Origin of the sequence: Xanthomonas sp. WHRI 7065 (assembly GCF_040203115.2) — a bacterium.
In the GTDB taxonomy this organism is placed as follows: domain Bacteria; phylum Pseudomonadota; class Gammaproteobacteria; order Xanthomonadales; family Xanthomonadaceae; genus Xanthomonas; species Xanthomonas arboricola.
The window spans coordinates 4,759,017-4,774,981 of the sequence record NZ_CP168194.1 but is presented as its reverse complement, the minus strand read 5'-3'; the positions used below and the strand labels follow the sequence as shown (position 1 = coordinate 4,774,981).

The 15,965-nt window shown below is 66.2% G+C and carries 12 protein-coding genes; 9 read left to right on the top strand and 3 right to left on the bottom strand.

The features are described 5' to 3' along the window. The first annotated feature begins 12 nt into the window (after nt 1-12). Nucleotides 13-510, top strand: coding sequence for a hypothetical protein (locus ABQY64_RS19905; protein ID WP_047127635.1), 498 nt, complete (start codon nt 13-15; stop codon nt 508-510). Between the two features lie 82 nt (nt 511-592). Here ABQY64_RS19905 and ABQY64_RS19900 read toward each other — a convergent pair whose 3' ends face one another. Further along, nucleotides 593-1,261 carry a response regulator transcription factor gene (locus ABQY64_RS19900; protein ID WP_016901792.1) on the bottom strand — a complete coding sequence of 223 codons (669 nt, stop codon included), beginning with the start codon at nt 1,259-1,261 and terminating at the stop codon, nt 593-595. Between the two features lie 263 nt (nt 1,262-1,524). After that, complete coding sequence (gene acs, locus ABQY64_RS19895; RefSeq protein WP_349780280.1) at nt 1,525-3,468, bottom strand: acetate--CoA ligase; 1,944 nt, start codon at nt 3,466-3,468, stop codon at nt 1,525-1,527. Between the two features lie 294 nt (nt 3,469-3,762). On the opposite strand from acs, the gene ABQY64_RS19890 reads away from it, so the two are divergent. The 6 genes from ABQY64_RS19890 to ABQY64_RS19865 all read left to right on the top strand — a co-directional run bounded on the left by ABQY64_RS19890 (nt 3,763) and on the right by ABQY64_RS19865 (nt 10,632). Continuing rightward, nucleotides 3,763-5,145, top strand: coding sequence for a DcaP family trimeric outer membrane transporter (locus ABQY64_RS19890; protein WP_039521213.1), 1,383 nt, complete (start codon nt 3,763-3,765; stop codon nt 5,143-5,145). Nucleotides 5,146-5,229: 84 nt separating this feature from the next. Then, nucleotides 5,230-5,547 (top strand): DUF485 domain-containing protein, encoded by a 318-nt coding sequence (locus ABQY64_RS19885; protein ID WP_017156033.1) that lies wholly within the window; start codon nt 5,230-5,232, stop codon nt 5,545-5,547. Then, complete coding sequence (locus ABQY64_RS19880; RefSeq protein ID WP_024937572.1) at nt 5,544-7,271, top strand: cation acetate symporter; 1,728 nt, start codon at nt 5,544-5,546, stop codon at nt 7,269-7,271. Before ABQY64_RS19885 ends, ABQY64_RS19880 begins: the two co-directional genes overlap by 4 nt. Before the next feature lie 500 nt (nt 7,272-7,771). Further along, nucleotides 7,772-8,809: a glycerophosphodiester phosphodiesterase family protein gene (locus ABQY64_RS19875; protein ID WP_243849993.1), complete on the top strand. Its 1,038-nt coding sequence runs from the start codon at nt 7,772-7,774 to the stop codon at nt 8,807-8,809. A gap of 153 nt (nt 8,810-8,962) precedes the next feature. Further along, nucleotides 8,963-9,802 carry a peptidylprolyl isomerase gene (locus tag ABQY64_RS19870; protein WP_349780281.1) on the top strand — a complete coding sequence of 280 codons (840 nt, stop codon included), beginning with the start codon at nt 8,963-8,965 and terminating at the stop codon, nt 9,800-9,802. Nucleotides 9,803-10,044: 242 nt separating this feature from the next. Further along, on the top strand, nt 10,045-10,632 hold the full coding sequence (locus ABQY64_RS19865) for a hypothetical protein (RefSeq protein ID WP_374151321.1): 588 nt from the start codon (nt 10,045-10,047) through the stop codon (nt 10,630-10,632). 149 nt (nt 10,633-10,781) lie between these two features. Here the strand turns inward: ABQY64_RS19865 and ABQY64_RS19860 are convergent, their stop codons facing one another. Further along, the gene (locus tag ABQY64_RS19860) at nt 10,782-11,930 is read right to left on the bottom strand and encodes an ROK family transcriptional regulator (RefSeq protein WP_349780283.1); all 1,149 of its coding nucleotides are present in this window, start codon (nt 11,928-11,930) and stop codon (nt 10,782-10,784) included. A gap of 159 nt (nt 11,931-12,089) precedes the next feature. Here ABQY64_RS19860 and ABQY64_RS19855 point away from each other — a divergent pair, with 159 nt between their 5' ends. After that, on the top strand, nt 12,090-14,708 hold the full coding sequence (locus tag ABQY64_RS19855; RefSeq protein ID WP_349780284.1) for a TonB-dependent receptor: 2,619 nt from the start codon (nt 12,090-12,092) through the stop codon (nt 14,706-14,708). Further along, nucleotides 14,698-15,963, top strand: coding sequence for a phosphodiester glycosidase family protein (locus ABQY64_RS19850; RefSeq protein ID WP_039521208.1), 1,266 nt, complete (start codon nt 14,698-14,700; stop codon nt 15,961-15,963). The genes ABQY64_RS19855 and ABQY64_RS19850 overlap by 11 nt, the downstream gene beginning before the upstream one ends. The last annotated feature ends 2 nt before the right edge of the window (nt 15,964-15,965 follow it).

Below are 15,965 nucleotides of genomic sequence, written 5' to 3'. Positions count from 1 at the left end.
GCCCACGCTCCGATGCCTTCCTACGTTTCCCTGCTGGCTGTCGCCGCCTGCCTGTTGCTGCCACTGCAGGACAGCCTCGCTGCTGCGCCCGATCGCAGCCAGCCTGCCGCCGTGGTCTCAAGCTGCACCGCCGATGCGTACAGCAGCTGCCCGTCCTGGATGCCGTCGCAGCGTGAGATGCGCACGGTGCTTGCCGATTACTTCTGCGAGGCCGCCGATCGCGGGCTGGTCCGGCCACGCGTGAGTCGCGTGGTGCGCGCGGAGACCTCGCAGGTCACCTGCGCTGCCCTGGGGCAGGAAACCAATTCCAATATCGTGTGCGGAGGCGACATGCATTTCATCGGCCCCGACGGCCGCACCGATTTCGTCACCTTCAGCCCCACCATGCATCGCCAGGATGATGGGCGCTATGCGATCTATGAAGGCGAGGACGAAAACGAAAACGCGGTGTGGCATGTGCCCTCGCCGCAAAGCGCGTCGAAGGTCTGCACGGGCCAGCCGTTGCGCTGATTGCCGTCTGCGGTGGTGACCTCACACGACGCTTCGCTGTGGCGATCGGTCTACACAGACGTAGAGCGGCTGACGAAGACGCTCAGTCTTCTTCGGGCGGCGGCAGCACGATACCGTCGGCATCGATGGCGAGCTTGCCGGCCATCAGTACCGCCTGGGTGCGGTTGGTGACGCCGAGCTTGCGCAGGATCGCGGTGACATGCGCCTTGATGGTGGCCTCGGAGACGCCCAGGTCGTAGGCGATCTGCTTGTTGAGGCGTCCGGCGCCGAGCATCTGCAGCACGCGGAACTGTTGCGGAGTGAGATCGCGCAGGCGCTGGCCCACTTCGCGTTCTTCGCTGTCGGTCGGCGGCAGGTTCTGCGCTTCGGCCGGGATCCAGCGCTCGCCATCGAGCACCGTGGCCAGGGCACGGCCGATGGTGTCCGAATCGGCGGACTTGGGAATGAACCCGAACGCGCCATGGTCGATCGCACGCCGCATCACCGTCGGCTCTTCGCGTGCCGACACCACCACCACCGGCAGCTGCGGATGCAGCGAACGCATGTGCACCAGCGCGCTGAATCCCTGCGCGCCCGGCATGTTGAGATCCATCAACAGCAGATCGGCATCCGGTTGCGCATCGGCCAGGGTGTACAGCGCATCCACCGTGTCGGCCTCGAACAACTGCACCCCCGGCATCACGCGCTGCACAGCCCCGCGCAAGGCCTCACGGAACAGGGGATGGTCATCGGCGATCAGCAGGGTGGTCATTGAGGGGCTGGGAATCGGGAATTGGGAGTGGGGAATCGGGAATCGCAAAGGCAACAGCGAAGGCAGCAAGGCAAGCAACAGCAAGACGGCGACGGCGAGGTAACGGCGACGTCAGTGTGACGGGGTTGAAAATCAAGATCTGCAGTGGAGACGAGTGGGCCGGGGACCGCTTTTATGAGTCCCCAATCCGAACATTTACTCCCCGCTTCTCAGGGAACGGCTCTAACCATTCCCCACTCCCGATTCCCCATTCCCGACGCGCGTCAGCGCGCCAACCGCTCGCTCACCAAGGAATCCACCACCGACGGATCGGCCAGGGTCGAGGTGTCGCCGAGTTGGTCGGGGGCGTTTTCGGCGATCTTGCGCAGGATGCGGCGCATGATCTTGCCCGAGCGGGTCTTGGGCAGGCCCGGTGCCCATTGCAGGTGATCGGGTGAGGCGATCGGGCCGATCTCCTTGCGCACCCAGCTCACCAGTTCCTTGTGCAGTTCCTCGCTCGGGGTTTCGCCGGCGATCAGGGTGACATAGGCATAGATGCCCTGGCCCTTGACGTCGTGCGGGAAGCCGACCACGGCCGCTTCGGCGACCTTCGGATGCGAGACCAGCGCGCTTTCCACTTCGGCGGTGCCGATGCGGTGGCCGGACACGTTGATCACATCGTCCACGCGGCCGGTGATCCAGTAATAGCCATCGGCATCGCGGCGGCAGCCGTCGCCGGTGAAGTAGCTGCCCGGATAGGTGCGGAAGTAGGTGTCGATGAAGCGCTGATGGTCGCCATAGACCGAGCGCATCTGGCCCGGCCACGAGTCCAGCAGCACCAGGTTGCCTTCGGTGGCGCCTTCCAGGATCTTGCCTTCGGCATCCACCAGTGCCGGCTGCACGCCGAAGAACGGCAGGGTGGCCGAGCCCGGCTTGAGATCGACCGCGCCGGCCAGCGGCGAGATCAGGATGCCGCCGGTTTCGGTCTGCCACCAAGTGTCCACGATCGGGCAGCGGCTGTCGCCGACCACCTCGTAGTACCAGCGCCAGGCTTCCGGATTGATCGGCTCGCCGACGCTGCCGAGCAGGCGCAGGCTCTTGCGCGAGGTCTTCTTGACCGGCTCCTCGCCATCGCGCATCAGCGCGCGGATCGCGGTGGGCGCGGTGTAGAAGATGCTGACCTTGTGCTTGTCGATCACTTCCCAGAAGCGCGACACGTTCGGGTAGTTCGGCACGCCTTCGAACATCACTGCGGTGGCGCCGTTGGCGAGCGGACCATAGACGATGTAGCTGTGGCCGGTGACCCAGCCCACGTCGGCGGTGCACCAGTAGATGTCGTCCTCGCGCAGGTCGAACACCACTTCATGCGTGTAGCTGGCAAACAGCAGATAGCCGGCGGTGGTGTGCAGCACGCCCTTGGGCTTGCCGGTGGAACCGGAGGTGTAGAGGATGAACAACGGATCTTCCGCGTTCATGCGCTCGGGTTCGCACTCGGCCGGCTGGCCGTCGACCACATCGTGGAACCAGCGATCGCGCGGTGCCTGCATCTCCACCGCACCACCGGTGTGGCGCACCACCAGCACCGTTTCCACGGTGTTGGTGCCGGGCAGTTTCAGCGCCGCATCGACATTGGCCTTGAGCGGAATCTTCTTGCCGCCGCGCAGGCCTTCGTCGGCGGTGATGATCAGCTTGCTCTGGCAATCGACCACGCGGTCGGCGATCGAGTTGGCGGCAAACCCGCCGAACACCACCGAGTGCACCGCACCGATGCGCGCGCAGGCGAGCATGGCCACGGCGGCATCGACGATCATCGGCAGATAGATGGTGACGCGGTCGCCCTTCTTGACGCCGAGATTACGCAGCGCATTGCCGAGCTTGCAGACGCGCTCGTACAGCTCGCGATAGGTGACCGGGTAGGACTGCGCGTCCGGGCTGTCGGGTTCGAACAACAGCGCGGTCTTGTCGCCGCGCGTGGCCAACTGGCGGTCCAGGCAGTTGACGCTGGCATTGAGCTCGCCGTCGCCGAACCAGCGGATATGGAAATCGTCCAGCGCGTAGCTGACGTCCTTCACCTGGGTGGGTTTCTTGAACCATTCCAGCCGCTGCGCGGCCTTGCCCCAGAATTGCTCGGGGTGTTCGATCGATTCGCGGTACAGCGTTGCGTACTGCTCGCGCGTAATGCGCGCATCGGCGGCGAACGCGGGATCGACGGGATAAACATCAGCCATGGCACCCTCACTTGCGATGAACTTGTCGGAAGAGGACGTTGCGGCTGCCCTCGGTAGGCAATCAGTGTGCCGCATCCATTCTGTCCCGGCGTTCAACCGCGCCTTAGACCTTGGTCTTAACCGCCGCAGCGCGCGATCGGCAATCGGTTGCCGGCCCTGGTGCGACGATCGGTCACCTTGCGGAATGCTGCGTTGCAGCTACGACCAAAGGCGAATAGGCTCCAAAGCGCGGACTGCCTCACGCTCCGCACAGCATCGCCATCAAGCGCGAGGCCTTATCGGGGAGAGGGGTCCATGACACACCGTACTGCACCGTTGGTGCGCCATCCGTTGGCGGCTGCCTTGTTCGTGGCGAGCATCCTGCCGGGCGTGGCGTTCGCGCAGACCGCCAAGGAAAAGGCGCTGGAAGCACGCATTGCCGAGCTCGAGCGTCAGGTCCAGCTGCTGGTGTCGGCGCAGCAACAACAGCAGGGCCAGATCACGCAGACGCAGACCCAGGTGACCGAGGTGCGCGCTGCGCAGGCGCAGGCACCGGCCGCACCTGCGGTGCCGGCCGGCAAGCGGCCGATCCAGCTGACCAGCATCACACCGAACGCAGCGGCGGGGACAACGTTCCGTTACGGTGGTTTCATCAAGGCCGACTTCATGACCACCCGCACCTCCGACGGCGCATTGCCCGAAGGCGCGGTAGGCCGTTACCTGTACATCCCGACCCAGACCCCGGTCGGTGGCCAGGCCTCGAGCACCGATACCGACTTCCATGCCAAGTTCTCGCGCTTCAACCTGGGCGTGGACACCGTCACCGAAAACGGCGACAAGATCACCGGCTTCATCGAACTGGATTTCTTCGGCAACGCGCTGGCCAACCAGGTCAACAATCTGTACGGCGGCACCCTGCGCCACGCCTACGTGAGCTGGAACAACTGGCTGGCCGGCCAGACCTGGTCCAACTTCATCGATTCCACGATCCTGCCCGAGGCGGCCGACATCGTCGGGCCGACCGACGGCGCGCTGTTCAGCCGCCAGACCCAGATCCGCTACACCCGTGGCGCCTTCAGCGTGTCTGCGGAAAACCCCGAGACGCTGACCACGCCCTACCAGGGCGGCAACACCATCCTGGCCTCCGACCACGGTGCGATGCCGGACCTGACCGCGCGCTACAACTGGAAGGGTACCTGGGGCACGTTCGGCCTGTCGGCGATCGCGCGCCAGTACCGCACGCGCAGCGCGCTGACCAACGACACCGACTTCGGCGGCGCGATTGCCGGTGGCGGCCGCTGGATCATCAATTCCAACAACGATCTGCGCTACCAGCTCAGCTACGGCGAGGGCCTGGGGCGCTATCTGGGCCTGGGCAACGGCTCGGATGTGGAGATTGACATGGACGGCAATATCCAGACCGTCAGCACGATCGCCGGCTGGGTGGCCTGGCGCCACGACTACAACGCCAAGCTGCGCAGCACGATCATGTATTCGCGCGTGAACTACGACCACGACATCGCCAATACCGGCGCGCTTGCGAGCAAATCGCAGCAGAGCATCCGCGCCAACGTGTTCTATTCGCCGCTGCCCAAGGTCGATGTGGGCGCGGAGCTGATGTATGGCCGTCGCGAAGCCGAGAACGGCGACAGCGGCGATATTTCGCGCCTGCAATTCACCACCAAGTACAGCTTCTAGTTTCTGCCACCGGCGGCTCGTTCCACTGCGGTGGGACGGGCAAGGCCACCGTCGTTTTACCAGCGCTCTACCAGGAGACAGACAATGACCGTCTCGAATGACGCACTGATCGCCAAGATCGATGCCAATCCGAAGTACCACGCACTCAAGCGCCAGCGCAACACGCTGGGCTGGACCCTCACCGTGCTGATGTTGCTGGCCTATTACGGCTACATCGGCCTGATCGCCTTCGACAAGGAATTCCTCGCCAAGCCGATCGGTGCCGGCGTGACCTCGATCGGCATCCCGATCGCGATCGGGGTGATGGTGTTCACCATCGTCATCACCGCCATCTACGTGCGCCGCGCCAACAACACCTATGACCAGCTGACCGCGCAGATCCTCGAGGAAGCCCGCAAATGAGCAAGTATTCGCGCCTTCTCCTGATCCTGGCCGGGCTGATGCCGGCCGGCATCGCGCTGGCCGCCGGCGGCGACATGGGCCAGGTCGACAAGCAGCCCACCAACTGGGTGGCGATCGGCATGTTCGGCTTCTTCGTGCTGGGCACCTTGTGGATCACCAAGTGGGCGGCGGCCAAGACCAAGTCGGCCTCCGACTTCTACACCGCCGGCGGTGGCATCACCGGCTTCCAGAACGGCCTGGCAATCGCCGGCGACTTCATGTCGGCGGCTTCGTTCCTGGGCATCACCGCGGCGGTAATGGCCAATGGCTACGACGGCCTGATCTATGCGATCGGCTTTCTGGTCGGCTGGCCGATCCTGACCTTCCTGATGGCCGAGCGGCTGCGCAACCTCGGCAAGTACACCTTCGCCGACGTGGCCGGCTACCGCTTTGCGCCGACCGCCATCCGCAGCTTTGCCGCGTCGGGCACGCTGGTGGTGGTGCTGTTCTATCTGATCGCACAGATGGTCGGTGCCGGCGCCTTGATCAAGCTGCTGTTCGGCCTGGACTACTGGGTGGCGGTGACTCTGGTCGGCGTGCTGATGATGGTCTACGTGCTGTTCGGCGGCATGACCGCCACGACATGGGTGCAGATCATCAAGGCGGTGCTGCTGCTGACCGGCGTGACCTTCATGGCGGTGGCGATCATGTGGCACTTCAACTTCAGCTTCGAGGCGCTGTTTGCCGAGGGCGTGCGGGTGAAGACCGCGATCGCGGCCAATGGCGGTGCATCGCCGGAGGACGCGGCCAAGGCCGGCCTGTCGATCATGGGCCCGGGCGGCTTCGTGAAGGACCCGATCTCGGCGATCTCGTTCGGCATGGCGCTGATGTTCGGCACCGCCGGCCTGCCGCACATCCTGATGCGCTTCTTCACCGTTCCCGATGCCAAGCAGGCGCGCAAGTCGGTGCTGTGGGCCACCACCTGGATCGGCTACTTCTACATCCTGATCTTCATCATCGGCTTCGGTGCGATCGCGCTGGTGCTGACTAACCCGCAGTTTGCGGACGTCACCACCGGCACCATCCACGGCGGCAAGGGTGCGGCCAACATGGCAGCGGTGCTGGTCGGCAATGCAGTGGGCGGCAATGTGTTCATGGGCTTCATCTCGGCGGTGGCCTTCGCCACCATCCTGGCGGTGGTCGCAGGCCTGACCCTGTCCGGCGCCTCGGCGGTGTCGCATGACCTGTACGCCACGGTGATCAAGAAGGGCAATCCGGCGCCGGGTTCGGAGCTGAAGGTCTCGCGTGCCACCACCCTGGTGCTGGGCGTGATCGCGGTGCTGCTGGGCATCGTGTTCGAGAAGCAGAACGTGGCCTTCATGGTGTCGCTGGCGTTCGCCATCGCGGCCTCGGCCAACTTCCCGGTGCTGATCCTGTCGTTGTTGTGGAAGAACTGCACCACCCGCGGTGCGGTGGTCGGCGGCTTCCTGGGCCTGGTCTCCTCGCTGGTGCTCACCATCCTGTCGCCGTCGGTGTGGGTGGACACGCTGGGCAATGCAGCCGGCTCGGCGCCGTTCCCGTACACCTCGCCGGCGCTGTTCTCGATGACCATTGGTTTTGTCGGCATCTGGCTGTTCTCGATCCTGGATCACAGCCCGCAGGCGGCCAACGAACGTGCCGCGTTCAAGGCCCAGCAGATCCGTGCCGAAACCGGCCTGGGTGCCAGCGGTGCGTCGGGTCACTGACGCATCGGTCCATCGCTGGATGTAGCGCAGAACGCCGGCCCTTGTGCCGGCGTTCTGCGTTTTGGCAAACGCTTGCGGTCAGCTGCACAACGCCCGCTGCGCGGGTATGCGGAGCTGCAACTTTAGTGGAGCCGGCAAGCACCAATGTGCTGCTGCCGCGTGCATCGCAGCGCATGCCATGCATCGCTGCGCATCGCGGCGCCACACCGCGCATGCGCGACAGATCGCCATCTCGCAGAAACAATTAATTCATGGAGAGTGACTAAATTGGCGGGCAAGCCGAACGCTGATCACGCGCGGCTTGGCCTCTCCCCCCGGTATCGACCGGCTGGCGAGTGCGCTGCAAGCGAGTTCGCCGATGGTGTCGACCCCTCGGCTCTCGTCCATCCCTTGCCTTTCCTGCCTCTATAACCGGGACATAGACCATGCCGACCGCCCTCGTTCCACCTCCGCTTGCCCGCGCCTGCCGCCTGCTTGGCGCACTGGCCGTGCTGGCTGCAATGCCGCAACTCGCTGCGGCATCGTGCGGCAACACCGCCCACAAAATGGCCGAAATCCTCAACGACACATTCACCGCCGACACCCTGGTCCTGGCCCATCGCGGCCTGTGGGGAAAATATTCCGGCGATGCAGCGCTTCCGGAAAATTCCAGCCGCGCCGTGCTCACCGCCGACGTTCAGTGCATGGACGGTGTGGAGCTGGACGTCAAGATCACCCAGGACGGCATGCCGATACTGATGCACGATTTCAATCTCGGCCGCACCACCGACGTGTATGCAGTGGTGGGCGGTGGAAAGTACAACCCGGCAACCAATCAGGGCGCCAACCCGACCGTCAGCAGCCTGCCGCTGGCCACGATCAAGAGGCTGCATCTGCTCACGCCCGACCGCAGCACCGTCACCGGTTGGCAGGTCTACAGCCTGGACGAGCTGTTCGCGTACTGGAAGAACAACAACATGCAGCTGCCGTTGATCTTCGACGTCAAGACGGCCGATGGCGTACGTGCCGTGCATACCGCTGCATTGCGCGCATTCCCCAACCATCCCGAGCAGGTGGTGGCGATGAAGGTCAATGCCACGCTGTTCCCGCATCCGGCCGCATTTGTCGGCAATTCCCGGTACGTGCACGCCATCCCGGTCTACACCACCAACATGCTGTCGAGCATCGACGTGCCGGCCAGCCGGGTCGAGTGGCAGAGCTATGCACATACGCTGGAGATCAACGTCAAGCAGGACGATGGCCTGCTGCAAGGCCAGAAGAATGCGGCACGCGCAGAAGGCAAGCGCATCGGCGTGTTCCAGGCCATTCCCGATGGTCCGGTGGCCGGCAAGTTCTACAACAACAACGGCTCGTGCTGTTACACGCTGGCGGAAAAATTCGCGCCGGCTTACCAGGGAAATGCCGATACCGCCGACCATCGCGGAGATATCGGCTTCCTGATGTCGCAGCGCTTCGGGCTGATCACCACCGACGACCCGAAGACCACCATGCGCGTGCTCAAGACCAACGGCCGACGCGTATCGCATTACGCGCCGTAACAGGCTGACCGTATGAGAGGTGTCCCGGTGTGGAGGCTCGACCCTGCACCGGGCACCGCATGGCGTTCGATCGCCGCGATGCGACTCTTTGAAGGAAACCTCATGTCAGATGCTGGAGTGGTTTCAATGACGTCGGCAAGCAGGAAGATTGGTTTGCGTTGGCTGCTGGGCGCAACGACGACTGTTACCTGTCTGCTCGCTGCGCTGCTGCCTCTGTCGGCCGGCGCAGTCTCCGCAGGCGATGCTGCGCCGGTCGGGCAGGATTCGCACCCGGGCCAGGACCGCGCTGCCTCGCAGATCGAGCGCGAGGTGCTGGTCGAACGTGCCAAAGCAGATGGGCTTGCCGACGACCCGCAGCTAGCGGCCATGGTGCGCGCCGATCCCGATCCGGACACGGTGCTGGCGCAGGCCGAACGCAATCGCCTGTTGCTGGATGCGACGATCACCCAGGCCCAGATCGCGCAGCGCTTTGCTGAGCGGCCCGGCGATTTCGACGAGTTCCGGCTCAGCCATCTCTTTATCGCAGAGCAGCCCGACAGCGGTGCGCGTGCCGGGCATCCATTGAGTCAGGCGCAGGCACTGGTACGCGCGCAGGAACTGCGTCGCCGCGTGGACGCCGGAGCGGATTTCGGCCAGCTGGCCAGCACCGACTCCGACGATGCGGCCACTGCGCACGAGGGCGGCCAGCTGTCGTCGATGTTCGGCCTGTATCTGGCCAAACCGTTCGAGGCGGCGGTGCGTGCGTTGACGCCCGGTCAGGTCTCACCGCCGGTGCGTGGGCCGGGTGGGTATCACCTGATCCGGCTGGAGGAAAAACACGTTGCGACCCTGGACAACGTCGGCGCCATGATCGAGGCGCAGCTACGTGAAGAAGCACGTGACCGCGCCATCGCGCAGCTGGTGCAGGCGCGTTCGGCTCGGTTGGACGCTGCCGCTGCGGCGGGCCATGCAGCGCAGCCTGCCGACAACCGCGCCCGTCAGGCCCTGCAATGATCGCGCATCGTGCCACGCATGCACGCTGGCTCGGATTGGCATGGGTCGCTGCGCTGTGCGGCTGTGGTGCGCCTTCGCCACCGGCGCCGATGCACACCGACACCCCAGCGCAGGCGACATCCGCTGCAGGTGGGGGTTCGCACGCTACTGTGGCGATTGCATCGGGCAACAGCGCTGCGGCCGGCTACGCGCGTGCGCAACGGTATGCGCGCTGCGCATTGATCGCCGAGACGTCGCAGCCCATGCGCGATGGGATCGAACTGGACGATATCGACCGACTCGGCGACGCTGCGACGGCCGGCGCCGGAAACCGGTTGGACCCGCAGGCGCTGCAGCGCGCGGCATGCCGTCACGTCGGGGCCGGCGAATACGCACAGGTGGATCAACTGCTGCGTCAGTCGGCCGCCGCCGGCAATGTGGATGCGCAGATCGAGCTGCTGCATCGGCGGGCAAGCGCCGTGCTGGAGCGTCAGGCGCCTGCGGCGGCAGACGGCCTGTTCGCGCCGCCGTCTGCTTCCGATCATGCCGAGGCAGACCAGGTGCTTGCGGCGCTAGAAGACTTGGCCATGCGTGGTCATCGTGCCGCCATGCCGGTGCTCGATCAACTGCTGTCCTCGCCGCTGCCCGGTACCGCCGAACCGCTGTACGGCGACGCCTGGCGGCTGGTCGCCGAGCAACCGTTCGGGCATCCCTTGCCGGCCACACAACCGCTACGTGGCGAAGCGATGTTCGACGACATGGATGCGCACACCGAACAGCAGGTGGTTGCACTGGCCCGCGAACTGCACGCGCACTGCTGTGCGGGTCAGGGCGCTGGCCAACAGGAGTGAAGCAGGCCTGCGGTTGTCGCTGCATCGTCTGCGCATCGTGCCCGGTTGCTGACGGCGTTGCTGCCGCTACGCGGTCTCGTGCTGAAGCATCGCCAATGGCGCGCTGCGCTCGCCCGCGTCCGATGACGCAGCACGCATCGCGCCAGCAATCAACGGAAATACCGCGCCTGCAGCGGCAACGTCGCTGCACCGATCGCGCAGGCATCGGCCGGTGCTTCGGCCGGCAGCAGTAACGGCATCGGCCTGGCCTGACCGCGACGCGGCAGGTTGTCGATCTGCACGGCGGCGATCAGGCGCCGGGCCAGATTGGCCGGCAGACGGCCGCCGAACACGATCGCTTCCGGGTCGCACACCGCAGTGATCGCCGAGACGATCAACGACACTCCCGGCGCGCTGCGCGCGATCCAGCGCTCGATCGCCGGCCAGGTCGGGTCGTAGGCGGCCAGCAGGTTGCGCACGTCGGCAAACACCACGCCATCGTCGGCCAGCAGTTCGCGCAGCAGTTCCAGCGTGGCGCGTTCGAGCTTCTGCGCCGGCAGCATGCCGGCGAATTCACCGGCATTGCCACGCGCACCGCGCATGACCTGGCCGTCGATGACCAGGCCACCGCCGAACCCGTAGCTGAGGTAGAGGTAGGCAAAGTCGCGATGTCGACGGCCCACGCCCAGCATCGCTTCGCCGGCGGCGGCCACGCTGCCGTCATTGTCCATCCACACCGGCTGCGCGCAGGCCTGCGCCAGCCACGGTGCCAGGGCGAACTCGCCAAGCGCGCGCAGCGGCTCGGGCGGATTGATGCGCCCGTCCTCGCCGGTAAAAAACCCGCTCATCGCCAACCCGATCCCCAGCCGCGGCCCCACCGCGTGGTCCAGGCCTGCCAGCAGCGCCGCGTCGCCGGCCTGCAGCTGCAGCAACACCGCGTCGGCACTGCGCGCATCCAGCGGCAGCTCGCTGACCGCCAGCACCTGGCCGGCGAAGTCCACCAGCGCCAGGCTCAGCGCGTCGGTGGCGATGGAGACGCCCAAGGTGTGGCCGTGCGCCGGATTCAACGACACCGCCACCCCCGGCTTGCCGCGCCCGGCGCGTGCCACGCCGCTGCCCATGTGGACCATGCCGCGCGCCTGCAGGCCTTCGATCAGGCGCACCGCGGTCTGCACGGTCAGCCCGGTGCCGCGGCTGAGGTCGGCGCGGGTGAGCACGCCGGCCAGGCGCAGGCGGTCGAGCATGTCGCGCTCGTTGCGGCTCAGGCTGGGAAAGTTCGGCGAATGCGGCGGCAATGCGACGGTGGCAGTGGACGGCATGGCGAGCGGTGGCACGGGGGAGGCGTTAGCTTACCCGGTCCGACTGAAATAATTAATTCACAGTAAGTTATTAAATTGGCGACCTCTGCCATCTCCGGTCATCCCATGTCACGTTTGTGCACCCGTCCATGTCCCCGCCGCTGCCTGCTGGCCCTGTGCGTGAGCGCCAGCCTGGGCGCCCATGCCGCCGAGCCCGCGGTTGCCGCGCCCGCCAGCGACACCGCCCCGGTGCAGCTGGATGCGGTGCAGGTCTCCGGCCAGCACCTGTCGATCCGCCAGGCGATCGGCGCCAAGCGCGAGGCGGCCGTGGTGTCCGACGGCGTGGCTGCCGACGATATTGGCTCGATCCCGGACTTCGGCCTGGGCGAGGCGCTGCAGCGGGTGCCGGGTGTGTCGATGGTGGTCAACAACGGCCGCGGCGAGGCGCAGTTCATGAGCCTGCGCGGCTTCAATCCGGACTACAACAACGTGCTGATCGATGGCGTGGCGCTACCGTCCACCGAGACCAGCCGGCGCGTGCAATCGCTGGACGTGATTCCCGCCTCGCTGGCGCAGCAGGTGGATATCTACAAGACCTTCAACGCCGACATGGACAGCAATGCCATCGGCGGCATCGCCGCGCTGCGCACGCGCAGTGCCTTCGATCACGACGGCCGCTTTGCCACGGTGCGCGCCAACCTGGCCGATTGGGAAAACCGCCGGCATCTGCAGGGCAGCACGCCGTCCGGGCAGGTGCAGGGCAGCTTCAGCGACACCTTCGGGCCGGACCAGCGCTTCGGCGTGGTGCTGTCGGCCGATTACTTCCGGCGCGATTCCTCCTCGCTCAATACCGCCATCGACAGCTACAGCTATTACGCCAATGGCGTGCGCCAGAACCTCACCCCCGGTCTGGATCCGGACGGCCTTGCGATCGCACCGGACCGTTTCCGCCCGCTCAGTTACGACAACCTGCGCCAGCGCCGCAGCATGTTCGGCAAGCTGGAATATGACGATGGCCAGGACCTGAAACTGGCTTTCAGTGCCGGCACCTTCGAGCACAGCAACGACGAGCAGCGGCGCTCGCAATGGATCAACCGCGTCGGCAATGCCACGATCATCGATGGCGACCGTGGCCGCTATGCGCAGGGTAGCGCGCAGGTGGATGCCAACCACTTCGATCAGACCCGCACACTGCGCTACGCGCAACTGGGCGGCAGCTTCCGGCTCAACCCGGAAGGCCACGTGGATGTCGTGCTCAACCGCGCCACCGGCAAGTATCAGCAGGACACCCGCGAGGATGTGTTCAGCGCCGCGGCTTCCGCGCGGCTGGGCTTTGCGTATGCGCTCGGCGATGCTGCGCGCCCGCGCATCGCCTTGAACGACCCGGCGTATTACGCCAATGCGGCCAACTACACGCAGCAGTATTTTCTGACCCGCGTGGAAAAGAGCAGCACCGACACGACAACATTCAAGCTGGACTACAGCCAGAACGCCGATACCGATGCGCGCGGTTGGGGCATGCGGACCGGGCTGCAATACCGCGACCTGCAGCAGCGCTACAACCTCGATGAAGTACGCCGCAATCCAGCCGGCCGGGTGAGTCTGGCGACGATCGGCACCGATGACGCACGCCTCTGCCCGTATGCCGATTTCAGCTGCCTGCTGCTGGTCGACCCGGCCAGGGTCGCCGCCTTCGCCGCTGCTTCGCCAGGCGCCTATGTGCTGGCCAACACCAATGCACGCAACAGCGCGATCAGCGACTTTGGCATCGACGAGCGCAACGGCGCCGCCTATCTCATGGGTACCTGGCATGGCGAGCGCACGCTGGCCACGGTCGGCCTGCGCAACGAATACCTGCAGCGCGCCGTACGCAGCGCGGTGCCGCAGCCCTTGAACAGCACCAGCAACTACCTGCAGCAATCGGCCGACAGCGATCGCCGTTTCCTGCTGCCCTCGGCCAACGTTGCCTGGGACATCACCCCGGCGTTGAAACTGCGCATGGCCGGCAGCCGCACCATTGGCTTGCCCACCTATGCCGACATCGGCCAGAACAGCAGCCCGGTGGTGGATGTCACCGGCTTGACCATCAACCGCAGCATCGCCAATCCGCTGCTGCGCCCGCGCCGCGCGGACAATCTGGACCTGTCGCTGGAATGGTATCCGGACCGCGATTCGCAGCTGTCGCTGGCGCTGTTCCACAAGCGCATCGGTGATGAAATCGTGCGCCTGACCAGCACCGATACCCAGCGCGACCCCGGCGGCCTGGTCGGCAGCTACCAGATCACCACCACCCAGGCGATCAACACCGGTGCTGCGCAGGTGCAGGGCATCGAATTGACCGCCATCGACACGCGCTTCGATTTCCTGCCCGGCGCCTGGTCCAACCTGGGCGCGATGTTCAATGCGACCCTGCTCGACCCGCGCACCGCCGACGTGCAGATGGCCGACGGCACGCGCCGCGCGTTGCCCGGCCTGATGGAATCGCCCAAGCGCAGCGTCAATGCCTCGCTGCTGTACGACATCGGCCGGTTCAGTGCGCGCGTCAGCGCCAACTACACCGGCCAGCAGCTGCTGTCCGCCGCCACCGACAACCGCGTCAACGACCGCTATTACGATGCGATCACCAGTTACGACGCGCAGCTGGCGTGGAGTTTCAGCAAGCAACTGCGCCTGACCGTCCAGGGCCGCAATCTCAGCAATGCGCGGCTCACCCGCGTGATCGGCGCCGACCAGCAACTGCTGCGCGAGCAGCTCGACAACGGCCGTGCCTACTACCTGGGAGTGGACTATGCGTTCTGATCGCCGCGCCGCATCGGCGCTATTGCATGCAGTGCTTGTACTGCTGGCAACGCTGGCCGGCAGCGCCACGGCCGACGATGCTGCAATGCCGCCAACCGATGCGCCCTTCGTGCCGATGGAGACCCTGCTCAGCGGCGACTGCTGGGGCCAGTGGCCAGACGATGTGCTGGCCGCGGTGAGCCGCTGCAAAACGGCCGAACACAATCGCATCGCCTTGCAGGTGCCAGACGATGCCGATGGCCCGGCACGCGTCGGCGTCGATGCCAATGCGTGCAGCGGCGCGCGCTGCGCCGGCCTGGCGCAGGTGTTGCAAACCGCGCCCACCCAGCGGCTGCTGCTGCGCACGCCACCGGCACGCATCGACGCGGTGCTGGCCGCGCTGGATCAGGCCCATGCCCGCGCGCGCGTCAGCATCGAGCCGCTGGTGCAGCCGGTGCCGGCGCCCGGCGCGCCGATCACGCTGGCGCCGGGCATCCGCTACTGGCGGCAGGCCGTGCGTGAGCCACAACCGGTGATGCTGCATATCGCCGAAGTCGATCTCGCCACACCCGGGCTGCAGCTGGTCGGCACGCGCGGCGAGCGCAGCGGCGGTGGCGAGTTCCTGGCCAACCCCACCACCGCGTTCGTACGCGACGGCGAGCTGGCCCTGGCGATCAATGCCGATTACTTCCTGCCGTTCGACGGCGGGCATCTGTTCGACAAGGCATTCGTGCCCGCCGCAGGGCAGGGCGTCACTGCCGAAGGTCTGGCGATCGACGCTGGCCATCTCGATTCGGCCGCTGCCACCAGCGATGCACGCGTCAACGCGGCGTTGTGCGTGAGCACGCGCAATGCGGTCGGCATCGTGCGCGGCAGTTGCCCGTCCGGCACCCGTCTGGGTGTGGGGGCCGGCCCGCTGCTGCTGCTCGACGGCAGGCGCCAGCCACGCGAGGCCAGCCGCGCCGAGTACTACGACGGCCCCGAGCCACGCAGCGCGCTGGGCCTGGATCGCGCGCGCAGGAAGCTGTGGATGGTGGTCGCCGATGGCCGCCAGCCCGGCTATAGCGCCGGCATCAGCCTGGACGCGCTGACCGCAGTGCTGCAGCAACTCGGCGCCACATCCGCCATCAACCTGGACGGCGGCGGCTCCAGCACCCTGGCCGCGCGCGTGGACGGCCGCGTGCGCGCCCTCAATCGCCCCATCCACACCGGCATCCCGGGGCGAGAGCGCCCGGTCGCCAACCAGCTCGGCGTGCGCATCGCCCCGCGGCCCTGAGC